The sequence below is a fragment of the Idiomarina fontislapidosi genome (assembly GCF_003226255.1).
Lineage (GTDB): Bacteria > Pseudomonadota > Gammaproteobacteria > Enterobacterales > Alteromonadaceae > Idiomarina > Idiomarina fontislapidosi.
In genome coordinates this window covers 206,900-229,506 of record NZ_QJST01000002.1, presented here as the reverse complement: position 1 = coordinate 229,506, position 22,607 = coordinate 206,900, and the positions used below count along the sequence as shown (strand labels likewise).

Here is a 22,607-nt window from a genome sequence, read left to right as displayed (position 1 = left end):
TATTAGCTGGCCTTTTTAATGGGCGTTGCTTGTTGGTCCAGGGAAGACAACAAGCAACTGAGTTACGCAAACTTAGAAGGTGTATCGTGCACCCACTGCGTAACGTGGACCGTATTGACGTGCGAACAGGAACTGCTCTTCGTAGCGTCCATAACCTTCTTCGGTTTCATTGTTAAGGTTGATACCTTCAAAGAACACCGTCAGTTTTTCAGTGACATCGTAATTAACACTTAAGTCCCACTGACCGTATGACTTAGCAAATTGCGGTGGTGCGTCTGAAGAACCCTGAGCTTGGCCTACACCAATCAGGTAGCTGTCACGCCACGCATAAGTAGCACGCACTGACCAGCCGTCCTTTTCATAGAACGCTTGGAAGTTCGCAGAGTCACTTAAACCTGTAAGTGGTGCTTGTTGCTCGAGGCTGGTTACGTCAAAACGTACGTCGCCATCAACAAAAGTCGCATTGGCAGCTAAACCAAAACCCGAACGACCAAACAGATGCTGGGCGGCGACTTCAAAACCATCGACACTCTTGCTGTCTGTGTTGCTCGGACGGCTGATACTCCAAACGATCAATGGATCATCTGCATTCGGCTCAATGGCACCATCTGCATTACCATAACCATTGGCGATCATCTGTTCGAAGATAGCACTGCTGGTTGCTTGCTCACCGCGTGCTTCCACATCTGCAACGGCTTGCTGGTAGCGAGGCCCTTCAAAGATGTCGCGTAGGCCGTCGATAGTTGTCTCGGTAATGGTGGTCTGTACAAAGTTATCAACGTCTTTTTTGAAGTAACCGACAGACGCATAACTCCCTTCACCATAGTAGTACTCAAGCGCGAGATCGAGGTTGGTCGATTCAAATGGCAACAGGTTGGGGTTACCTGCGCTACCGGTGCGTGAGCCTGGTTTAGGACTCGCCGATAGGCTACGACCGCCGGCTAATGAACCGAGTGGCGCGCGAGAGATTGTTTTACCGGTTGAGAAACGACCGATCAGCTGATCAGTGAAGTTCACCTTCAGATCCAACATTGGTAAGAACACATCGTGCTCGCCGGTTTGTGTCAGGAATGTCGCATCACCTTCTTGGTACTGTGTGATCCACTCTGAAGCACTGACCCAGTTAACTTGCTGTTCTACACGCTGACGCACCGTACTGGTTACATCGGTTGTCTCGTAACGTACACCAACATTCAACTCAGTGAGGAACGAGCCCAACATGAATTCCCACTCTGTTTGTAGGAAGATGGCGTCAGTCTCTTCGCGTACGTAGCTTTGGCTGTCGATACCGTCGTAATATGCGTCAGCAACGAACTCATCGGCACCCATCACATCTTCGGTAAGATAAGCGACGTGACGCGCCAGTGCTTCGTTGTAATCGTAAGTGTAGTAATAGTTCTGTGCGAGGTCTGAACCACCGCCTTCAAACTCGTCTAAGAAACCACTGGTATCGTGGTATTGAAACATTCCATCAGGGAAAATTTCAGCAAAACTCGGACTGAACCCAGGTCCACCGCGCAGACCACTCCATGCCTCATAACCGCCCATGTCTTGGTCAGTACGTGAAATACCGGCTTTGACTGAAACTAACGGGATATCAAGAACCGAGTTAAACCAGGTCCCTTCGACTTGATACTGTTTTACATTCGACTCACCGGGTGAGTGGATGAATTGACCAAAGTTAGAACCGATTTCATTAGGCGCTAGCACCGAGGTACCGTTGTTCCAAAGGACACTGGCTTGAGGGATTTCACCATTACGGTAATCGTAGATTTTGGTTTGTAACTGGTCAGAGCCCATAATAATCTGGCCGTTAGAACCCAAACCTGGGTCGGCGCCATTATCGATGGTGTTGCTTGAATCGTGAGCATCGACCCAGAGTCTAAAGTCTGGCGTAATATCCCACGTGAGATTCAAGCCGATCGAATCCGCTTCAATTTCGGTCGTATCCCAGTTTGCAGTGAATGATGAATCGTTACCTGAGATGTCTGCGTAAACGGCAGTACCGTTTTCGTCTAGGATGTACGAGTTGATGTTGCCACCAAATTCGTTCCAAATACCCCAACCAAAGCCAAGACGACCTGAGGTACGGCGTGAACCGGTGTAATCAGCGGTCAGAACCATGGTGTCGGTAGGAGCGAACTGGAATGTTACTTGACCGTTAGTACGTTCGTTTTGAACGTCGGTAAAGCCATAGTTCATGTCTTTCGGGAAGAAGTGGTTACCGATACGCTCACCGTCTTCGCCGATAGCACGTGGATCAACATAATCGCCTTCGTCTAATTCGGGTAATCCAACGTTCGCCTGCCAACCTTGAATATTGGCATACTGTTGACGGAAGTCACGGCGTTGTTGCGATACAGACACTGCAACACCAAACATGTCGTCGGCGAAGGTATTACTGTAAACGGCCGCAAGTTCTGGCGTGATGCTATCGCCTTCTTCTACCGAACTGTCGTGCAACGCTTTACCCATTAGCACGAATTTTTGCCCAGAGTGTTGGAAAGGACGGGTGGTAACAATGTTGACCGTTGCACCAAGGCCACCGCTTGGCGTATTTGCCCGAGCCGTTTTATAGACTTCCAACGCTGTCACGCCCTCAGAAGAGAGCGCTTCTAGACTGTACGAGCGTGTGAAACCCGTTCCTGGCATCTGACGGTTGTTTAAGGTGATTAGGTTAAACTCAGGACCAAAACCACGTACTGTGATTTGGCTACCTTCGCCATCATTTCGGCTGACCGAGACACCAGTAATACGCTGCAGTGATTCAGCGAGGTTGGTGTCTGGGAATTTACCCATTTCTTCTGCCGAAATGGCATCAACGACACCGCTCGACTGACGTTTAAAATCAGTTGAGCGTGCTAAACTGCCGCGAATACCACTGACATTGATGACTTCAATAGACTCTTTGGCCTGTTCTTCGTTATCTTGTCCCTGTTCCTGCGCATACACTGGAAGCGCAAGGCCTGCGGTCAGTACGAGTGACACTGCCGTCGCAATAGGACTTATGCTAAACGTCATTGGTTTTTTCATTGTTCTATCCATTTCTGTTTGTCGTACCGATTAGAAATTATCGATGACTAAGTTATCAACTTGATACTCAGCACCGAGCGACTGACCCCAGGTAGGGAAAATCATAATCGTTTTGATATCGCTGATATCTAGACCCGCATCAAACAGTGATTGTAGTGTGAAATTATAAGTCGCCCATTCACCGGCTACTGGCTCTTCACCGTAATTACCGCTGGCAAGTGGGACTTCCGCAAATACTGCGCTATCGCTTGACTCAACCTTAAATAGCCATTGTGCATCAGCGCCTTCGGGCTGGCTCATGACACGCATATCAAAGCTGATTGCGCCGTTAGCTAACATCGCCGAAGCATCAAACGACACACCTTCTTTACCTTGGAAACCAAGCACTGTTTCTGGGATGCTTTGAATAACAAACTCGGCTACTTGTCCATGGTCATCACCACTGTCTACAACGGCTGGTGTTGAACCGGCACAGCAGTCAAATAAGTTCCAGTCGGCATTGATTGATTCTTCGAAAACCGTTAAGCCTTCTAGACCGGCGCTCGGGTTATAAATGCGCGCCTCATCAACACGGTAGACAGCGCCTTCACCGGTACCCCAAGCAGGGTACATCATGACGACATCAATTGCAGAGATGTCAAAGTCTTGGTTAACGAGCTCCTGCAAACTAAAGGTGTAGGTTTGCCATTCACCGACAACCGGCTCTACGCCACCACTACCGGCAGTAAGGTCAAGCTCAAGGGCTGACTTAGCGTTGTTAGATTCAACTTTGAACTTCCAAACCGAGTCAGGGTTAGACGGTGACTCAACCACTTTCAAGTCGAACTGAATAACGCCTTCGACCATGAGGGCGCTGGCATCAAATTTAATACCTGAATCTTCTGGCGGCTTAAAGCCTAATACAGCGGGTTCTGCGCCGACTGAGAACTCCGCAACGTTACCACGCTCATCATCAGTCACAACGACTGGGGTGGTGCCACCACAGCAGTCCCACATTGGCCAATCGGGATTTTCGCTATCACCAAATAGAACCAGCTCAGGTGATGCGGCTTCTGGCGATACGATCTCAGCGTTAGTAACGAGGTATTCAGCGCCATTACCCATATCCCATGTTGGGAAGATCATTAACACATCGATCGCAGACGGTTCGTCTAAACCTGCGTCTACTAGTGCTTTAATTGGGAAAGTATAGGTTTGCCATTCACCGACCGTCGGCGCGACACCTTCTTCGCTCGCAGTTAACGGTAGTTCGCCGGCGTATTGACCTTCGTTTGTCTCAACCTTAAATAACCATTCCGCGCTGCCGTTGCTCGGAGGCGTGACGACTTTCAAATCGAAGGTGAAATAACCTGATTCGATGATTTGTGAAGCATCGAAAGGCTGCGGAGCCACTGTTTCGTCTTCAATAAACGCTTCGCGACTGACAAAGCCATTCACGGTAGGTGTTTCGTTCACCACAAACTTGTACACATCACCTTTGTCGGCATCACTGACCAGTTCTGGTGTTGAACCACCACAGCAATCCCATGCCGGCCATGCTGGATTAGGCGTACCATCAAAAACTGTCAGCGTTTCTGGAATGGTGGTAGTCGGAGGGACTGGAATAGGGGCCTTGCCCGTGACTAATGTTTCTTCGTCTTTATATCCCGCGCGAACGGTTTCGCATCCTTTGCCGGTGTCAGGATTTTGCGCACATTGGAAAACGCGGACATAATCGATCTCGAGCGTTTGACCTTCCGCGAAAGCGCTTTCATCTATGCCCAAGTTATTTACGTTTTCGGGCCAATCACCGCCCACAGCAAGGTTCATGATAAGGTAAAAACGCTGGTCGAATGGTTCAGGACCGTATGCGACTTCGAGTTCACCGGTGCTTTGATTGTAAAATTCGGTATACCAACCTTGGTGATTCAAGCCGATGGCTTCGCCTTTGCTATTGTAGCGAACGGTGGATTCCATTTGCGTCGCATAAAGGTAATCGTCTACGTACCAACGAATCTCACCCTCCTGCCATTCGACAGCGTAGGTGTGGAACTCGTCAGCAGGATTGCCCTCTACGGCGTATGCTTTACCTGAAGAATCGTTATCTGGCCATTCGCTGCCGTAATGGAGCGTGCCGTGAATGTTGTTCTCAACATTGCCTTCTTCGTCAGTGGTTTTAAGGTTAACCGCTTCGACGATATCGATTTCTCCCGATTTGGGCCAGGTACCATAGACCGAATCTGTCGGCATCATCCATACTGCAGGCCAGCTACCTTGACCAGACGGCATTTTCGCGCGTACTTCGATACGGCTGTACTTGAAATCACCTTTCATTTTGCTGTTCAAGCGTGCTGACGTATAGGGCTTTTCAGCGCCTTCTTCAGCAGGTAAAGCAACAATTTTTAAAGTGTCATCGGAAACGTACGCGTTGTCAGGACTGTCGGTGTAGCACTGTTGCTCATTGTTGCCGCCACCTTGGCAGTTGACCTCAAAGTTCCATTTACGTTCGTCAATACTGTCACCGCTGAACTCGTCACTCCATACAAGTTCCCAGTCATCAACGGGAGCAGTGGTATCAATTTGGGTGTAATCAGTGTTGGTTTCGACACTGTCGCCACCACACCCCACAAGGCCGAGCGCTACAAGCGCTGCGGCAATAGGGCGTATTTTTGTTGTTATCGGGTTCATAATTGAATTCCTGATTCATCGTTCTTGTTGTACGGCTGCGTTGAAAATGTAAGCGCTTTCACAAACTAGAACAAAAAACTAACAACGTCAATGTGTGGTATTAACTTCTTGTTTAGAATTTGTGACAACCTTTTTGGACGCCGTACCCATCAAGGCTATTGTATTATCAAGCATACGATTACTAAAGCCCCATTCATTATCATACCACGCCATGACCTTAATTAGACGTCCATTAACGCGAGTTTGACGCGCGTCAAAAATACTAGAATGTGCATTATGATTGTAGTCTGACGACACTAAAGGTAGTTCGTTGACTTCAAGAACGTGTTTGAGCGGCGCTTGATTTGCAGCTGCTTTGACAATCTCGTTGACTTCCTCAACCGTGGTATCCCGACCCGCGATAAAATTTAAATCTACAAGCGAGACATTGGGTGTAGGCACTCGAACTGCTAATCCGTCAAACCGACCTTGCAACTCTGGGATAACTAAACCAACGGCCGCAGCTGCACCTGTTTTAGATGGGATCATATTTTGTGCGGCGGCACGTGCACGCTGTAGGTCTGAATGATAGGAATCGGTAAGTCGTTGGTCATTTGTGTAGGCATGTACCGTGGTCATAAGCCCTGATTCAATGCCAAGTGATTCGTGTAATACTTTCGCTACTGGAGCCAAGCAGTTAGTCGTGCACGAAGCGTTCGAGACGATATCCATTTCGGCGGTTAACACATCATGATTCACGCCATAAACCACAGTGGCATCAACGCCTTTACCTGGAGCCGAAATCAACACTTTTTTTGCACCTGCATCAATGTGTGCTTGTGCTTTGTCACGTTCGGTAAACAAGCCAGTGCACTCAAGCACAACATCAATGTCGAGGGACTGCCATGGTAATTGGCTTGGGTCACGCTCAGCATATACTTGTACCGAGTGGTCATCGATTGTCAAAGCGTTTTCGTGAGCTGCTACGCTTGCATTGAACCGACCGTGAACAGTATCGAACTGTAATAAATGCGCTAGTACTTCTGGTGAACCGAGGTCGTTGATTGCAACGAGTTCAATCTGATCGCTTAGCCCGCGTTCATAGAGTGCACGAACGATGTTTTTTCCAATTCGACCAAATCCATTAATTGCTATACGAATGGGCATAACTACTCCTAACTATTGTTTTGTTGTGGTTTGCTTACTGTAACGGGAGCCTTTTAACCCCTCTTTTACTCGTGCGAGTTTCTCTCTAAATTCTGGGCCACGCTGTAATGTGTAACCGGCGATGATGGCGTCAATAAGAACCAACTGAGCGATACGTGATGCCATGGGCATGTATTGGTCAGTATCCTCGGGTACATTGGTGGAAACCGTAAAGTGACAACTGTCCGAGAGCGGGCTGTGTGCCGCGGTGATGCCAATCACGGTCGCTTTGTTTTCATATGCGATCGCCGCTATTTCGCAAAGTGCTTTAGTTCGACCCGTGTGACTGATGCAAACCAATACATCGCCAGGCTCACTATTAATTGCCCACATGCGTTGTACAAGCAGATCGTCGGAAAACACGGACGGAGTGTCGAACCGTGCGAACTTGTTTTGAGCGTCATGGGCTACTGACGCGGATGCGCCGAAGCCAAAGAACGCTATTTTACGAGCGGCAACCATTGTCTCTACAGCAGCTGTAATAGGGCGGCTGTCGAGTGATTGACGAGCAATATTGAGCGCGTTTAACGTAGAGTCGAAGATTTTTTGCGTGATTTGATCAACATTATCGCTTTCTTCAATATCGCGGTTCACATAAGGCGTGCCTTGCGCCAAACTTTGCGCCAGTTGCAGTTTGAAATCTGGATAACCCTTACAGCCAAGGCGACGGCAAAACCGGTTAACGGTTGGTTCACTCACATCCGCTAACGCTGCCAAGCTGGCTATACTGCGATGAATAGCCTGCTCAGGCTCATGCAAGATTAATTCAGCGACCTTTCGTTCAGACTTACTAAACTGACTCCGCTCTGACGAAATGCGATTTATCAAATCCATAGGTGATACGACTCATTTTGTAATTTAGTTACGAAATTATTTGTTATATTGACAAACTTGACGCCTTTACACTAGTCTAAATGTAGTAAAGTTACAAAAACACGCAACTAAAATTTATCGAGGCATGCATGACAGATAGTTTGCAACGCAGTGATTTGGTGTTATTCGGGGTACTGGGTGACCTGTCGCGGCGCAAATTAATCCCTGCGCTTTATCAACTAGACCGCAGTGGGTTATTGCATCAGGACAGTAAAATTATTGGCGTCGCACGAGATAGTTTGAGCGACAGTCAATTTGAAGCGCGTGTAAAAGAAACGCTGAAAACATTCGTGGCTGACGAAGAACTCGTCGACGACGTGCTGATGCGTTTTTGTAAGCGCTTTCATTATGTCGAAATGGACTTCTCCAAAACTGAAGCATACCAAGCACTCAAAGCCGCTGCCGTCGAAGATGTCGACCGCGTGTTTTATCTTGCAACGCCACCGAGTCTGTATGCCACAATTTGTGCTGGTTTGAGTAGCCATGCTCTGATTAGTGAAAGCACCCGAGTGATTTTAGAAAAACCAATTGGTCATAATCTCGCCTCATCACAAACAATTAACCAAGCGGTTGCAAAGTACTTTCAAGAAAGCCAAATCTACCGAATTGACCACTATCTGGGTAAAGAAACCGTACTCAATTTGCTTGCTCTTCGCTTTGCCAATGCGCTATTCGCTTCTAATTGGGACAATTCAGCGATAGACCATATTCAGATTACTGCTGCCGAAAAAGTCGGCGTAGAAGGTCGCTGGGGATATTACGACGACGCCGGTCAGTTACGCGATATGGTGCAAAACCATCTTCTTCAAGTGCTTTCGTTGATAGCGATGGAGCCGCCATCGCGGCTGGATGCTGAAAGTATTCGAGAAGAGAAACTCAAGGTATTGAAGGCACTAAGACCTATCGATGCAGCCAACTCAAAAGATGTATCGGTGCGCGGTCAGTATCAAGGTGGCTTTAGTGGTGAGACAAAAGTGCCTGGCTACTTGCAGGAAGAGGGCGCGCGCCAGAACAGTGACACAGAAACTTTCGTTGCACTGAAGGTGAATATTGATAATTGGCGCTGGTCGGGTGTGCCGTTTTACCTGCGTACCGGTAAGCGTATGCCAGAAAAACGTAGCGAGGTGGTTATCACGTTTAAGAAGCAACCACACAATATTTTTAACGACACCACTGCCGATTTACAGCCCAATAAACTCGTTATTCGTCTGCAACCAGACGAAGGTGTTGAAGTACAAATGCTGAATAAGATCCCAGGACTGGGTAAACAGATGCATTTGAAAGCCACTACACTCGATTTAAGTTTTGACGAAACGTTTGAGAAAAAGCGCATCGCTGACGCTTACGAACGACTTATGCTGGAAGCCATGCAGGGTAACCAGTATTTGTTCGTGCACCGCGACGAGGTGGAGTACGCCTGGCGCTGGGTTGACGGCATATTAGCCGCTTGGGAACAAAACGAACAACCACCAAAACCCTATCACGCAGGCACTTGGGGACCTGTATCAGCGGTTTCTTTACTAGCGCATGACGGAAGGCAGTGGGATGAATAACAAAGAGGATATCAAGGTGAATACTTTTGACAGCAATGAAGCATTATCAAGTTCACTGAGCGAGCGAATTGCAGAACTGCTTGCTCAAGCAATTGAACAACGTGGCGAGGCGACACTTGTTGTGTCTGGTGGACGTACTCCAAAACCATTGTTCGCTGCACTTAATGAAAAGGATATAGAGTGGTCAAAAGTGACTATCTTGTTGGCCGATGAACGTTGGGTCTCGCCAGATTCAGACGATAGTAACGACAAGTTAATTAAGACCTGTTTATTGAAAAATAAAGTAGGTGCCGCAAAGTACGTGAGTTTATTTACCGGCCATGAGCAAGCCAGTAATGCGGCAGCGGCTTTAGAAGCGAAAGTCGCGGCATTACCTAAATTTGATGTTGTTGTTTTGGGCATGGGCAATGATGGCCATACGGCATCGTTATTTCCCTGTTGTGCGCAGTTAGAGGCTGGTTTAACGCAGTCTAACGCGCTGATCGCTACGCAGCCCACCACAGCGCCATACAACCGCTTGAGCTTAACTAAACAGCGGTTGTTGAACAGCCATCATGTATTTTTCCACATCACAGGCGATGAAAAGTGGTCAGTGCTACAAACCGCCATGGAGCGGCCAGACCCAACAAAATATCCTATCAGTGATCTAATTCACGCAGGATCAACGCCGATAGATGTTTATTATTCAGCCGCCTAAGAGGTGCTTATGAATCCGATAGTAGAACGTGTAACGCAGCGTATTGAAGCGCGCAGCGAAGCCTCACGCAATGCGTATCAGGAGCGCATGACGCAAGCGCGTCGCAAAGGGCCTCATCGTAGCGCCTTATCGTGTGGCAACTTGGCGCATGGTTTTGCTGCATGCGGTCAAGCAGAGAAGGGTGAACTGCGCAGTTTAACCAAAGCGAATATTGGTATTGTGACCGCTTATAACGATATGTTATCAGCCCACCAGCCTTATCATGACTATCCAGAGAAGTTGAAAAAGGCAATCCGTGATGTCGGGAGTGTTGCGCAAGTGGCGGGTGGTGTGCCTGCAATGTGCGACGGCGTTACTCAGGGTCAGCCTGGAATGGAATTGAGTCTGATTAGTCGTGATGTTATCGCTATGGCGACAGCGGTAAGCCTATCTCACAATATGTTTGATGGCGGTTTGATGCTTGGGATTTGCGATAAAATCGTCCCAGGGCTATTAATCGCAGCGCTGAGCTTTGGCCACATGCCGTTTATTTTCGTACCGGCTGGACCTATGCCATCAGGCATTTCAAATAAAGAAAAAGCACGTATTCGCGAGCTTTACGCGGAAGGCAAAGTCGATAAAGAGCAATTGCTCGATGCCGAGTCCGCATCTTACCACTCAGCAGGAACCTGTACTTTTTACGGTACAGCTAATTCAAATCAGCTCGTTATCGAAATGATGGGCTTGCACTTGCCGGGCGCTTCGTTCGTGAACCCAGGAAGCGAGTTACGCGAGCAATTAACCCGCGCGGCTGCACAACATGTAACGCGTATTACCGATCTGGGTGCTGATTATCGCCCGATTGGCGAAATCGTAACGGCAAAATCCATTGTTAACGGTATTATTGGACTGTTGGCGACGGGCGGCTCGACCAACCACACAATGCATTTAATCGCTGTAGCTAAGGCTGCGGGTTACCAGGTTGACTGGAATGATTTTGCTGAATTGTCATCAGTCACCCCTCTGTTAACGCGCATCTATCCGAATGGACAAGCGGATATTAACCATTTCCAACGCGCGGGCGGTATGCCATTCCTAATTCGTGAGCTACTGCGTGCAGGGTTATTACATGATGACGTTGAAACTGTGGTGGGTCACGGGCTCGATAAATATCAACAGCGTCCAACATTGACGGAAGAGGGTCAATTGACCTGGGTTGATATCGCAGAAGAATCTCTTGATGAGGATGTTTTAAGACCGCACACCCGAGCATTCAATGAGCATGGAGGCTTAGAGGTCCTAGCTGGTAACTTGGGGCGTGCGGTCATCAAAACATCGTCATTACCTGAGGGTAGCAAATCGATTACTGCGCCAGCGGTGGTTTTTACCAGTCAACATGACTTAGTTGAGGCATTTAAAGCCGATAAACTCAACAAAGATTGTGTCGTGGTGGTGCGTTATCAGGGCCCTAAAGCCAACGGTATGCCAGAGTTGCATAAACTGACACCTTCACTCAGTGTTCTTCAAAAACGCGGTTATAAAGTGGCGCTGGTAACAGATGGCCGTATGTCAGGCGCTTCGGGAACCGTTCCCGCAGCTATCCATGTCACACCTGAAGCCTTAGATGGGGGGGTTATTGCAAAAATAAACGATGGTGACTTGGTCAGTGTTGACTTTGAAAACGCACGGTTAGAGGTGTTAGTCGACGAGAATGAATTAAATTCTCGTGATATAGTCGCGCCGGATTTATCTGAGTATCAATTTGGCATGGGCCGGGAGTTGTTTGGTAACTTCCGAGACATTTTTAGTGGCGCTGAGTCAGGCGCATCCGTGCTTTTTAGGGAAGATCAGTAAATGGTAAACGACTCAAAACTCGACCTCAGCACGAATTTTGCCGTAGTCGCTGACATTGGTGGCACCAACGCGCGCTTTGGTCGTATTAACTTAAAAACCTTTGAACTCGACCGTATACAAGTATTTCCGTGTGCGGATTACTTGAATCTGACCGATGCGCTGATTGCGTATCGCGACCAACAAGACGTCGCTTTAGAGCACGTGGCGATAGCGATAGCTTGCCCCGCTGAGGGGGATTCGATTCAGATGACCAATCACCACTGGCAATTTTCAGTGCGTGGTACTCGTGAAGCGTTAGGCCTTACAAGTTTTATTGTGCTTAACGATTTTGCTGCAGCGGCGATGAGTTTATTGACGTTGGCGAAAGGCGAGACTAAAAAAATTGGTGGCGGTAAGAAAATTGAGTCCGCTCCTTGTGCTGTGCTAGGTGCAGGTACTGGTTTGGGGGTAGGTCACTTAGTGTACTTACCAAACGGCGATGTAATGCCCCTGCCAGGTGAGGGGGGTCATGCTGATTGGGCACCACTCAACGAAAAAGAGTGGGCTATTCACGAATTTTTAGCACGTCGCTTTGATGGTCGCGTATCGGCAGAACGGCTACTCTCCGGACCGGGTATTGAGAACCTCTACCAAGCGATAGCGCATTATCATGACCGCGCGGTCCCGCCGTTACGCGCCAAAACAATCGGTGCTCGGGCGCTAACCGGTTGCGATGCGATTGCGACTGAAACTGTCAATCAGTTCTTTGCTAGCTTAGGCAGTTTTGCGGGTAATTTAGCGTTAACCCTTAATACGCGTGGCGGGGTATATATCGCTGGAGGCGTGGTTCCAAAACTATTGCCACTGATGGCGGGTTCTGAGTTTAGAACACGGTTTGAACAAAAAGGGCGCTTCTGCAACTTAGCCGAATCGATCCCATGCTACGTGATCACTGCTGAGCATGCTGGTATGCGCGGCGTAGCTCAATACTTAAAACAGACATTGCGCAAAGCACCTGCGACTGCCGATGTTGATTGAGGATCCTGATGAAATATACTGCTAATGATATATTTAATGCGTCCCGTGTTATCCCTGTTATCGTTATTAACGACATTCAACAGGCCGTACCACTTGGTCGTAACCTTTGTAAACAAGGCTTTAAAGTGCTTGAGGTGACTTTACGCACCCCTGCTGCTTTGCATGCCATCGAAGAAATGCGTCGAGAGTTGCCTGATGCAATTGTTGGCGCCGGCACGGTGACAAATACCACTCAGCTGACGCAAGTACAAACCGCAGGCGCTCAATTTGCGATCAGCCCGGGTGCTACGCCAACATTGCTCGAGGCCGGTAAGGCCGCGGATATTCCATTAATTCCCGGGATTGCCACGGTCTCTGAGCTTATGACGGGCATGGAATATGGTTACGACCATTTTAAACTGTTCCCAGCAGAAGCTGTGGGAGGCGTCAAGCTTCTCAAGTCAATTCATGGTCCGTTTCCTGATATTCGTTTTTGTCCCACGGGGGGCATTAATGAAAGTAACTACCAAGACTACCTCGCATTACCGAATGTGAGCTGTGTTGGCGGTTCTTGGATAATGCCTTAGCGTGATCCTCACTCGGCTATATGCGCAGTGTGTGCATGTAGCCTCTTTCAAATCCTTGTTTAAGTTGCATGGATATCGCTCGAAACGATACTATACAAGGTCTTATGTCAGCGCTCATCAATCAAGGATCCTCTCATGCCGATTGACACTCAATTGACGGTGAATCAAGCCCAGCAAATTGCCAAATTACAGACTCAGTTCAACCAAGGATTAGACGCTGATTGGCCAATGGCACCCACACTTGCTCGTGATGATTTTGCCGCTGTGATTGTTGAGCTTGGCGAACGTTATGATCACTTAGGCTACAAGTGGTGGAAAAAACAACAAGCCGACCATGAGCAAGCGAATATGGAGTTGATTGACGTGCTGCATTTCGCGGTATCTGATGTGATTGAAGTATTGGTCCAGGATGGAAGTGCTAGCCCGGTTGAAACGGCTGCGTTAAAGCTAGCTGAAGCAAGTATTAGGGCAAATGCCGACGAAGCGCTTGATGCTAAATGGTTATTGCGACATACCGCACTTGAAGGACGTCCCGATCTAGGTCGACCTCTATGCTTTGGTAATGAGTCACTGACCCAACTGTTTAATATGCTGTATCAGGCCTACGGCAGCGCAGAAGCCGTTTATGTCAGTTACGTGGGTAAGAATGCGTTAAACCACGTGCGGCAGCAGCGTGGTTACAAAGATGGCAGCTACATTAAAATGTGGCACGACGAAGAAGATAACCAAGTGATGATGCGTTTGTTGCTTGGCAATAACGATATTCTAAAAAGCAACACGCCATTAGATGAAGCGATCGCATTGCTTACTAACTATTATGATGACCATATTGCGTGAGCTACCCAGCGTTTCGGTTTCTCAGGTTTCCACGATATTTTTTTGAGCTGCGCAGAAAGCTGCGTAACGATGTCCCGCTGATAATGTCAATAGGCTTGGTACTCAAGAATGCGTTGGCCGCTTCTGTAAACTGGCTTGATGTAACGATGTATGCGCCCGACATATTGTTCGAGAGCACTTCAACAAATAGGTCAAGCACATTGGCAAAATTGATGCTATCAGTTCGCCAGTAGTCGTAAGTCACGAGATATTGCGCCCCGTTTTTTTCGACGACTAAGTCGCATACACTATCGAAGTTCGCTTGCCAGGGTTTCACCGTGAATCCCTGCTCACGAAAGTAATCACCGACGACACGTTCTAGAATCGATCCGTTTATGTTTTCAATCCTACTATATTTTTTAGGTTCTCGCGGCAGTTGAGCGTGCTGTTTTTGTGATACAACTAAAAGTAAATGTAATAAACTCAGAAGGATAAGTAATGCGGGTACTGCATATTTGGTAATCGGAATAATTACGTGATACAGCTCATACTCAACGTGAGATACAAATGTGACTAGGTCATGCCTTTCAACACCAAAATAATTGCTTTTGTAATGGTTTTGGTAGATCTTTGACCCCGAATAAATAAGCGGTGCTAATAAAAGACCTACGCACCAAGCCCACTTAGAGAGCCTGACAGTAAAAAACCGTTCCCAATTAAGCGTCGTATTTGTCATCTTCCATCCTTGGATACACGATATGAGTGGGCGTTCCCTGCGCACTGTTTTATTTAACTAGCAAACAGAATGATAATACGCAACTATTTTATAGCCATTCAACGCTTATTGTGATTACAATCAATGTAGAAATTTGGTTTATTATTCTTGACGCATCGCATGATCGTTGTCTAAAGGAAGTGCTTGATTTATTAATGTTGATCATTGAGCGATCAATGAATTGTTAAAGGGACTTAATCTTGCCATTAAATAAAAAGTACAACATCAGTTGGCTCACTGGACAGTTCAAAGAGTCCGAGCAGGAAGCGCGTTATCGCGAGTCGATAAAACTGACCGTCAGACGTGATACGCGGTTAGCACTCATTATTGTTGCACTCATTTTTGCGATGTTCACCATCACCGATTACAACTTGCTCGGTGATACATCTGGATTCTACGCGCTCGCGGCGATGCGTATTTCGGTCGTGCTCGCGTGTATTGCATTGGCAGTTATCATCGGTCGAGTGGGGTGCTTGTCATCTAGACCGCTGCTTCATGCGATACCACTTTGGATATTGGCAACGGGTATCGTTGTAATTATTCCGTTGCGTCCTGAAAGTTTACTGACTCAAATCACCGCCGTCGTCGTTGCTACCATGGCATTTTATTTACTGATTCCAAACGTACTTAGCATCGCTACCTGCGCGAGTGTTTTTCTCAGTGTTGGCTTTATTAGCGCGGCTGTTATATTTGTAGACGTTCCGATCACAACCACGATGCGACTCACGCTATTACTCGCTATGGCTAATATTGTCGGGTATTGTGCGTTACTGCGGCTTGAGCTTTTGCAACGTCGACAGTTTTCACTGCTTAATGACGAGCGTGAACAAAATGCACGCTTACAGCAAGAAGTCGAACATCGTCGCGCATTAGAAGCACAGTTACGCATGCTCGCCGAACAAGATGCGCTGACTGGACTGGCAACGCGTAGTCATTTTATTAAGCGTGCAGAAGGTTTGTTGCGAAGCGCCCGACATGATAACTCTGCTTTTTGCATACTGATGATTGATATTGATCACTTTAAGCGAATTAATGATTCGTGGGGACATATGCAGGGTGATATCGTACTCAAACAGGTGGCGTCGACGTTACGATGTGCATTGCGCGAAGTAGACGTGATAGGTCGGTTTGGGGGGGAAGAGTTTATTGTTGCCATGCCGAACATCGAATGCCAACAGGCTATTAGCGTTGCTACGCGGCTAAAATCATGTGTCGCGACTATCGAATTGGCAGAACCGCTTGACGGTATTTCACTCAGTGTGACCATTGGCATCGCGGTTAAACGCGACGAAACCATGTTAGACGAACTTATTCAGCAAGCTGACGAGATGCTCTACAAAGGAAAACGAAGCGGGCGTAATCGTGTTGAGGCAACACAGTGAATGAGATAGGGTCGCTGACACGCAGCGTGCAAGCGACCGCTCGGCGTTACAGCTTAACCAACAATTTACCTTGGTTCTCACCAGACAGGAACATATTCAGTCCTTCAATGGCCGACTCTAATCCCTCTAAAACGTGAGCGCGATACTTAATATCGCCTTTCGTAACATAAGGTGTTAACTGCTGCAGTAGACTCGGGATCTGATCAAAATGATCAGGCATGGTGAAGCCTTGAATACTGAGTCGCTTCTTGATGATAGGAACCCAGCTAGGGCCTGGGCTTGGTTGCTCTTTATCGTAATCCGCGATCATGCCACAGACAACCACGCGCCCATGTGCATTCATGCGTCCCATGACCGCATGTTGAATCGGACCGCCGGTATTCTCAAAATAGAGGTCAATGCCATTTGGCGTTAATTCAGCTAACTTGGTGGGAATGTCATCAGTCTTGTAGTTGACTGCGCCGTCAAACCCAAGTTCGTTAACAATCCACTCTGCTTTTTCGTCTGAACCGACTACACCAATCACGGTGAGACCATCCGCTTTTGCCATTTGACCGACAATTGAGCCTACGGATCCAGCTGCACCTGTGACCACCAATGTTTCACCTTGCTTAGGTTTGCCAACATTGAGAAGGCCCTGAGTTGCGGTCAGGCCGGGTAGGGCAAATACCGACAGTACCATTTCATCCGGTGCATCCGTTTGTACTTTGTTAATGCCTTGCCCATCGCTCAGAGCATATTCCTGCCAACCCATCATACCCATGACACGGTCACCTTCGGAAAAGTCCGGGTGTTTACTGGCGACGACTTCACCCACCCCTGAACTGCGCATAACAGAGCCTAGTTCAACGGGGGGAATATAGCTTTCTCTATCTGGGCTCATCCAACCGAACATGGCTGGATCAAGCGACATATGGGTTTGTTTAATCAGTAGTTGGCCGTTTTCGACATTCGGACGATCAAGCTCAACAACCTCAAAGATATCTTGAGAGACAGGACCTGGCTGAGGTCGTTTGACTAATTTAATCGCTTTATATTGACTCATGAAGTTCCTCGAAACAATTAAGTGTGTGCGGAACTTACGGATAGAACAACTTGAGCGGATCAAAGGTCATTAAATAAAAACGTGAGATTCTGAGAAGTGGTGCGTCCGAGTAGACTCGAACTACCGACCTCTGCCATGTCAAGGCAGCGCTCTAACCAACTGAGCTACGGACGCACTATTTGGGATGTCGTTAAGACGGGCGCTATCATATTGATTTGAGGTTAAGCATGCAAGTGTTTTTTTAATGATAACAGTGCGTTTGCTTGTTTAATCATCAAACTGGTGGAAATTTAGCGACCCGCTTGAAACCCACAGGTTTCAAAGAACTGTTGCCAAGGCTGGACAAACGCTTTTGTCGTATCGGGTAAACGGGTATTGTAGGCAGTCCAATGCACTAGGTAATCTGTTAGTTCAGCTTGAGGCACCAGCGCTGCGAGTCTATTAAATGCCTCGCTGACGCGTTGATATTGGCGTTGAAGGTCAGCTAAGTCTGCTTGAGTTTGCTTAATGAACACCGTGATAAAGGCTTGATGTAAGCGACGGGCGCGCTCAGGAGTGCCTTTCGATAGGCAACCTGCATGCTTGGCTAAGTCGTCTAATTGCGGCGTAAACTGATCAAGTAACGCCGTCGCCTCGGCAACGCTGCGCATCAGCTTCGGTATATAATCTTGCTGCGCTAACACTTGCAGTGCAGCAGTCAGCTCGGTGCTCTCTCGCGGGTTGTGCAACCAAGCAATTACCGTGTTCAACGCCTCCATGCTGTGGCTAAAATCTTGGTCCGAGATGGTGGTGAGTGGCGTTGATGCCATCGTCATCACATTCCGAAGCCCTTTATCGGTTGCTATGGCGCGTGCGAGACGCGTTGCTGTTTGCTCCTCAAGTTGCTGAGCGGCTTTAACCAGCTCGTCTGAAAAAGCCTCTGACTGTGGGTCTTGAGAACATCTCAGTAATGCCTCGATGAGCCGTTGGTCATCGTAGAAACGAGATAGACCGTCATCAAGACGACCCAACGAACTATTACGCTCAGCAATGATTTGTCCCGCACGACAATGATTGAGCTGCAGTGCTGTTAAAAAACTCATCGTTGTAGGCGCATGAACGGGTTTAAGCATGCGAGGGGCGGGCAATGCGGGCGGACGCACCGAAAAGGTTAACGGCGCCAACTCAATATCCAAGGTGTATGTTACCCGATCATGCAATTCATGCAGGCTAGACAAGCCAGAAGGCTGTGAGCAGGCAGCGACTAAACCGAGGGAAAGGACGCTAGCCCATGCGATAGCGTGTCGCTTTGACTGGAGTCGTGCGGCTAAAACCTTTAAACTCGTCAGTATTCTGAAGTTGTTAACTAAGGACATAGATTACATGTTCACGGGTATTGTTCAAACCAAAGCCAAAGTAGTATCGCTGACCGATAAAGGCGAGTTTCGCCACTTGACTATCGAAGTCGAGCCGCGTCATCTCTCTGGCGTTCAACTGGGTGCTAGTATAGCGATAAACGGTGTTTGCTTAACAGTGGTTCACTTTGATGAGACACAGGTTTCATTTGATGTCATCGATGAAACATTACGGTTAACCAATTTAGGCGAGTTAGTGGTTGGCTCGGAGGTAAACTTTGAACGCTCGTTGCGGATCGGGGATGAAATTGGCGGACACTACGTGTCAGGACATATCCATTGCACGGCATCGATCGTTGATATTGAAGTCAGTGAAAATAATTGGTCTGCGTGGTTAGCATTACCACAAGCACAGGTCGCGTATTTATTCGCAAAGGGATTTATTGCAGTTAACGGGGCGAGCTTGACGGTCGGGCAGGTCGATGGCAATCAATTCAGCTTACATCTGATACCCGAGACATTGCGCTTGACTAACTTGGCTGCACTTAAGCCTGGCGATAAAGTCAATATCGAAATGGACCAACAAACGATCACAACCGTCACGACCGTGGAGCGCGTGCTCGCGGCACGCGGTCAATAGAACTGTTCGTCATTGCCGTCGACCTTCAATCGTGTTTGCGAGTGAATGGGGTCGACGGTGAGTTGGATATGAATAAGATCACCACAGGCTGAACATTCTTCTTGGTAGTCTTGATCACCGTTACTGGTATCGACACCCAGTTGCGTTGTATGCCCGCAATGGGGACAACGGACGATTGCATGGGTCAGGTCTTCTTCGTGCATAACAATTACCTTTTGGCCCGCTTAACTTCCTTTTATTATAGAAATAAAATTGCAATACCCCCTAATGAGACCAGCGCTCCGCTGACCGACCGCAGGGTAATCGTTTGTTTTTTCAGTAAAGAAATTGGAATTAAAAAGAGCGGTGCGGTTGATAGCAGTGTCTGTGTTAAGCCTGGATTGATATGCGCGATAGATAGCTGCTGTAACCAAATAGCTAAAAAAGTTCCAAAAAAGATGGCGCCAAGCAGCGGCATGGGGTTGATGGCTCGGCATTGGCGAAAAAGGGCTTGAAACGCGTGACGTTGTGATAAGCCAACAATGATTGCCAGTAAAATAGAGCCAGCGGCGAGACGAATAAATGCCGCATTAATGGGATCGAGCGCATCTGTTTGTAAGACAGAGAACGCCATCACGAGGCCTGTCGCTTGACATAAAGCAGCCCCGCAACCGAACAATACACCGCTGAAAGAAAGTGATGGCTGTTGTGTCGGAGTGCGCTCTGTAACCACAAGTAGCACGCCGAGGAGCGTAATCATGGCTCCGATAATCTCTATCCCAGAAAGTCCATCATTTAAAAACAGCCAAGCCATCAATGCCGCCAACGGAGGTGCCAGATACTCGAGCAGCATCGCATGCCATGGACCAAGACGCCTTAGCGCGGCAAAGTGACAACTATCACCTACGGTAATACCAATGACTCCACTCAGAGCAAGTAGCCACAGACCTGAGCTAAACCCGAGCGGGGCGCCCACGAGGGCGCTCATGGCAAATAACAACGGGCTGGCAATCGCTCCTTTGATGAGGTTCATTTGTAATGCTGAGAAGTGGGCGCCGGCACGATGATAAAGTATCGACGCCACTGCCCAAAAAGCCGCGGCCGTTAAAGCCGCTAACTGCCCCCAAACATTCGCCAGATCCATGTGTTATCCTTGCTCTAACAAAAAGCCTGCATTATAGTGTGCGTTTACGTTCGATGGTACCGAACGTAAACAATTTCGTATGGTTCGACAAAGAATCGATGTTAGCGCATGTGGCACTTGGTAGGTGTCACCACTGTAGAAAGGAAGTTTCATGCCTGTAATCACTCTCCCTGACGGTAGTCAACGCGAATTTGATCAACCTGTATCCATTATGGATGTGGCGCAAGATATTGGCGCGGGTCTAGCTAAAGCGACCGTAGCAGGGCGCATCGACGGCGAGCTCGTCGACGCCTGTGAAATGATTGAACACGATGCACGTATTGAGATCGTGACACCGAAAGATGATGACGGTGTGCACATTATTCGTCACTCATGTGCTCATTTATTAGGTCATGCGTTCAAGCAGTTGTGGCCTGATGCCAAAATGGCGATTGGCCCAGTCATCGATAACGGCTTTTATTATGATGTTGACGTTGATCACACGCTAACACAAGATGACCTTGATAAGCTTGAGCAACGCATGAAAGAGCTTGCTAAAACTGAGTATCAAGTCATTAAAAAGAAAGTCAGTTGGCAAGCAGCGCGTGAAACCTTTGTAGAGCGCCACGAACCATACAAAGTCGAGATCCTCGACGAAGATATTCCGACCGATGCGACACCCGGTCTTTATCACCACGAAGAATATATTGATATGTGTCGTGGTCCGCATGTACCCAACATGAAGTTTTGCCAACACTTTAAAGTGATGAAAATGGCGGGGGCGTACTGGCGCGGTAACTCTGATAATAAGATGTTGCAGCGTATTTATGGCACCGCCTGGGCAGATAAAAAGCAGCTCAAAGCGTACCTGCAACGGTTAGAAGAAGCCGAAAAGCGTGATCACCGTAAGATCGGTAAAGCACAAGATTTATTCCACTGGCAGGAAGAAGCGCCGGGCATGGTTTTCTGGCACCACAATGGTTGGACGATTTTCCGCGAACTCGAAGACTTCGTGCGTGAAAAACTGCGCCAGTATCAGTATCAGGAAGTTAAAGGTCCAATGATGATGGACCGGGTGCTGTGGGAAAAATCTGGACACTGGGAGAAATTCTCAGACCTGATGTTTACCACCTCGTCTGAAAATCGTGAATATGCGGTTAAGCCAATGAACTGCCCAGGTCATGTGCAGATCTTTAACCAAGGGCTTAAATCCTACCGCGATTTACCGCTGCGTATGGCAGAGTTTGGTTCATGTCACCGTAATGAACCTTCAGGTGCGTTACACGGATTGATGCGTGTACGCGGCTTCACACAAGACGATGCGCACGTTTTTTGTACTGAAGATCAGGTACAAGAAGAAGTCGCAGCATGTATTAAAATGGTCTACGAAACATATGAAACGTTCGGTTTCGATAAGATCGATGTGAAGCTGTCAACCCGCCCGGAGAAACGTCTTGGTGATGATGCGACTTGGGATCGCAGTGAAAAAGCACTCGCTGATGCCTTGAAAGCGCACAACATCGACTTCACCTATTTACCTGGTGAGGGAGCGTTCTATGGTCCTAAAATTGAATTTACTTTGTTCGATTGCTTAGGTCGTGCGTGGCAATGTGGTACAATACAGTTAGATTTCGCGTTACCGGGTCGTTTAAACGCGACTTACGTGGGTGAAGATAACGAACGCCACACACCGGTAATGATCCACCGAGCGATTCTTGGTTCATTAGAACGCTTCATGGGTATTCTCATTGAAGAGTACGCGGGTAACTTCCCGTTGTGGCTGGCACCAACGCAAGTTGTGTTGATGAATATTACCGATAATCAACGCGATTATGTGAATAAAGTCGTGAAATCCCTCAATGAAAAGGGAATTCGTGCATCAGCCGACTTGAGAAATGAGAAGATAGGCTTTAAAATCCGAGAACACACATTAAAACGTGTTCCATATTTGCTGGTTGTCGGCGACAAAGAAGTCGAGGCTGGCGAGGTTGCGGTTCGTACCCGTAGCGGTGAAGACTTAGGCAAGTTCCCGCTTGAACAATTTGTTGAGCAGTTAGAAAACGAAGTACGAACACGCAAAATTAATTAA

At 47.9% G+C, this 22,607-nt stretch carries 18 protein-coding genes and 1 tRNA gene; 9 read left to right on the top strand and 10 right to left on the bottom strand.

Features of this window, described 5'->3' with window-relative positions:
• Positions 1-72 precede the first annotated feature (72 nt).
• The 4 genes from DFP83_RS03675 to hexR all read right to left on the bottom strand — a co-directional run bounded on the left by DFP83_RS03675 (position 73) and on the right by hexR (position 7,719).
• A complete protein-coding gene (locus tag DFP83_RS03675; RefSeq protein WP_110573277.1) occupies positions 73-3,033 on the bottom strand; it encodes a TonB-dependent receptor in 2,961 nt (986 codons plus the stop codon).
• 30 nt (positions 3,034-3,063) lie between these two features.
• On the bottom strand, positions 3,064-5,700 hold the full coding sequence (locus DFP83_RS03670) for a glycoside hydrolase family 16 protein (RefSeq protein ID WP_110573275.1): 2,637 nt from the start codon (positions 5,698-5,700) through the stop codon (positions 3,064-3,066).
• A gap of 87 nt (positions 5,701-5,787) precedes the next feature.
• A complete protein-coding gene (gap, locus tag DFP83_RS03665; RefSeq protein ID WP_110573273.1) occupies positions 5,788-6,846 on the bottom strand; it encodes a type I glyceraldehyde-3-phosphate dehydrogenase in 1,059 nt (352 codons plus the stop codon).
• A 12-nt stretch (positions 6,847-6,858) separates the two neighbouring features.
• Positions 6,859-7,719 carry a transcriptional regulator HexR gene (gene hexR / locus DFP83_RS03660; RefSeq protein WP_110573271.1) on the bottom strand — a complete coding sequence of 287 codons (861 nt, stop codon included), beginning with the start codon at positions 7,717-7,719 and terminating at the stop codon, positions 6,859-6,861.
• 128 nt (positions 7,720-7,847) lie between these two features.
• Between hexR and zwf the strand changes: the two genes are divergently transcribed.
• The 6 genes from zwf to DFP83_RS03630 all read left to right on the top strand — a co-directional run bounded on the left by zwf (position 7,848) and on the right by DFP83_RS03630 (position 14,261).
• Complete coding sequence (zwf, locus tag DFP83_RS03655) at positions 7,848-9,311, top strand: glucose-6-phosphate dehydrogenase (protein ID WP_110573269.1); 1,464 nt, start codon at positions 7,848-7,850, stop codon at positions 9,309-9,311.
• Positions 9,304-10,008: a 6-phosphogluconolactonase gene (pgl, locus tag DFP83_RS03650; protein ID WP_241971574.1), complete on the top strand. Its 705-nt coding sequence runs from the start codon at positions 9,304-9,306 to the stop codon at positions 10,006-10,008. Before zwf ends, pgl begins: the two co-directional genes overlap by 8 nt.
• A gap of 9 nt (positions 10,009-10,017) precedes the next feature.
• Positions 10,018-11,841: a phosphogluconate dehydratase gene (edd, locus tag DFP83_RS03645; RefSeq protein ID WP_110573267.1), complete on the top strand. Its 1,824-nt coding sequence runs from the start codon at positions 10,018-10,020 to the stop codon at positions 11,839-11,841.
• Positions 11,842-12,858 carry a glucokinase gene (gene glk / locus DFP83_RS03640; protein WP_110573265.1) on the top strand — a complete coding sequence of 339 codons (1,017 nt, stop codon included), beginning with the start codon at positions 11,842-11,844 and terminating at the stop codon, positions 12,856-12,858. It abuts the gene before it with no gap.
• Between the two features lie 8 nt (positions 12,859-12,866).
• Positions 12,867-13,424: a bifunctional 4-hydroxy-2-oxoglutarate aldolase/2-dehydro-3-deoxy-phosphogluconate aldolase gene (locus DFP83_RS03635; protein ID WP_110573263.1), complete on the top strand. Its 558-nt coding sequence runs from the start codon at positions 12,867-12,869 to the stop codon at positions 13,422-13,424.
• 135 nt (positions 13,425-13,559) lie between these two features.
• Complete coding sequence (locus tag DFP83_RS03630) at positions 13,560-14,261, top strand: dUTPase (RefSeq protein WP_110573261.1); 702 nt, start codon at positions 13,560-13,562, stop codon at positions 14,259-14,261.
• 1 nt (position 14,262) lies between these two features.
• Here DFP83_RS03630 and DFP83_RS03625 read toward each other — a convergent pair whose 3' ends face one another.
• Positions 14,263-14,976 carry a restriction endonuclease gene (locus tag DFP83_RS03625; RefSeq protein ID WP_110573259.1) on the bottom strand — a complete coding sequence of 238 codons (714 nt, stop codon included), beginning with the start codon at positions 14,974-14,976 and terminating at the stop codon, positions 14,263-14,265.
• A gap of 239 nt (positions 14,977-15,215) precedes the next feature.
• On the opposite strand from DFP83_RS03625, the gene DFP83_RS03615 reads away from it, so the two are divergent.
• A complete protein-coding gene (locus DFP83_RS03615; RefSeq protein ID WP_110573255.1) occupies positions 15,216-16,397 on the top strand; it encodes a GGDEF domain-containing protein in 1,182 nt (393 codons plus the stop codon).
• Positions 16,398-16,443: 46 nt separating this feature from the next.
• Here DFP83_RS03615 and DFP83_RS03610 read toward each other — a convergent pair whose 3' ends face one another.
• From DFP83_RS03610 to DFP83_RS03600, 3 genes are all read right to left on the bottom strand, one after another.
• On the bottom strand, positions 16,444-17,442 hold the full coding sequence (locus DFP83_RS03610; protein ID WP_110573253.1) for an NADP-dependent oxidoreductase: 999 nt from the start codon (positions 17,440-17,442) through the stop codon (positions 16,444-16,446).
• 97 nt (positions 17,443-17,539) lie between these two features.
• A tRNA-Val gene (locus tag DFP83_RS03605) sits at positions 17,540-17,616 on the bottom strand.
• Positions 17,617-17,732: 116 nt separating this feature from the next.
• Entirely contained in the window at positions 17,733-18,797 is a 1,065-nt protein-coding gene (locus tag DFP83_RS03600; protein ID WP_110573250.1) for a DUF3080 family protein, read from the bottom strand.
• Between the two features lie 7 nt (positions 18,798-18,804).
• Between DFP83_RS03600 and DFP83_RS03595 the strand changes: the two genes are divergently transcribed.
• On the top strand, positions 18,805-19,416 hold the full coding sequence (locus tag DFP83_RS03595) for a riboflavin synthase subunit alpha (protein ID WP_110573248.1): 612 nt from the start codon (positions 18,805-18,807) through the stop codon (positions 19,414-19,416).
• Here DFP83_RS03595 and DFP83_RS03590 read toward each other — a convergent pair.
• Positions 19,410-19,619 carry a CPXCG motif-containing cysteine-rich protein gene (locus DFP83_RS03590; RefSeq protein WP_110573246.1) on the bottom strand — a complete coding sequence of 70 codons (210 nt, stop codon included), beginning with the start codon at positions 19,617-19,619 and terminating at the stop codon, positions 19,410-19,412. The two genes, DFP83_RS03595 and DFP83_RS03590, sit on opposite strands and share 7 nt — an antisense overlap.
• 35 nt (positions 19,620-19,654) lie before the next feature.
• Positions 19,655-20,539, bottom strand: coding sequence for a DMT family transporter (locus DFP83_RS03585; protein WP_110573244.1), 885 nt, complete (start codon positions 20,537-20,539; stop codon positions 19,655-19,657).
• A 151-nt stretch (positions 20,540-20,690) separates the two neighbouring features.
• Between DFP83_RS03585 and thrS the strand changes: the two genes are divergently transcribed.
• Positions 20,691-22,607, top strand: a complete 1,917-nt coding sequence (gene thrS / locus DFP83_RS03580; RefSeq protein ID WP_110573242.1) for a threonine--tRNA ligase — start codon at positions 20,691-20,693, stop codon at positions 22,605-22,607.

What these genes read in the sequence shown, in the direction of transcription:
- DFP83_RS03675 (WP_110573277.1), bottom strand. Translation starts at nt 3,033, where the DNA reads ATGAAAAAACCAATGACGTTTAGCATAAGTCCTATTGCGACGGCAGTG.
- DFP83_RS03590 (WP_110573246.1), bottom strand. Translation starts at nt 19,619, where the DNA reads ATGCACGAAGAAGACCTGACCCATGCAATCGTCCGTTGTCCCCATTGC.
- DFP83_RS03610 (WP_110573253.1), bottom strand. Translation starts at nt 17,442, where the DNA reads ATGAGTCAATATAAAGCGATTAAATTAGTCAAACGACCTCAGCCAGGT.
- zwf (WP_110573269.1), top strand. Translation starts at nt 7,848, where the DNA reads ATGACAGATAGTTTGCAACGCAGTGATTTGGTGTTATTCGGGGTACTG.
- edd (WP_110573267.1), top strand. Translation starts at nt 10,018, where the DNA reads ATGAATCCGATAGTAGAACGTGTAACGCAGCGTATTGAAGCGCGCAGC.
- pgl (WP_241971574.1), top strand. Translation starts at nt 9,304, where the DNA reads ATGAATAACAAAGAGGATATCAAGGTGAATACTTTTGACAGCAATGAA.
- hexR (WP_110573271.1), bottom strand. Translation starts at nt 7,719, where the DNA reads ATGGATTTGATAAATCGCATTTCGTCAGAGCGGAGTCAGTTTAGTAAG.
- DFP83_RS03595 (WP_110573248.1), top strand. Translation starts at nt 18,805, where the DNA reads ATGTTCACGGGTATTGTTCAAACCAAAGCCAAAGTAGTATCGCTGACC.
- gap (WP_110573273.1), bottom strand. Translation starts at nt 6,846, where the DNA reads ATGCCCATTCGTATAGCAATTAATGGATTTGGTCGAATTGGAAAAAAC.
- DFP83_RS03630 (WP_110573261.1), top strand. Translation starts at nt 13,560, where the DNA reads ATGCCGATTGACACTCAATTGACGGTGAATCAAGCCCAGCAAATTGCC.
- DFP83_RS03585 (WP_110573244.1), bottom strand. Translation starts at nt 20,539, where the DNA reads ATGGATCTGGCGAATGTTTGGGGGCAGTTAGCGGCTTTAACGGCCGCG.
- DFP83_RS03635 (WP_110573263.1), top strand. Translation starts at nt 12,867, where the DNA reads ATGAAATATACTGCTAATGATATATTTAATGCGTCCCGTGTTATCCCT.
- thrS (WP_110573242.1), top strand. Translation starts at nt 20,691, where the DNA reads ATGCCTGTAATCACTCTCCCTGACGGTAGTCAACGCGAATTTGATCAA.
- glk (WP_110573265.1), top strand. Translation starts at nt 11,842, where the DNA reads ATGGTAAACGACTCAAAACTCGACCTCAGCACGAATTTTGCCGTAGTC.
- DFP83_RS03625 (WP_110573259.1), bottom strand. Translation starts at nt 14,976, where the DNA reads ATGACAAATACGACGCTTAATTGGGAACGGTTTTTTACTGTCAGGCTC.
- DFP83_RS03670 (WP_110573275.1), bottom strand. Translation starts at nt 5,700, where the DNA reads ATGAACCCGATAACAACAAAAATACGCCCTATTGCCGCAGCGCTTGTA.
- DFP83_RS03600 (WP_110573250.1), bottom strand. Translation starts at nt 18,797, where the DNA reads ATGTCCTTAGTTAACAACTTCAGAATACTGACGAGTTTAAAGGTTTTA.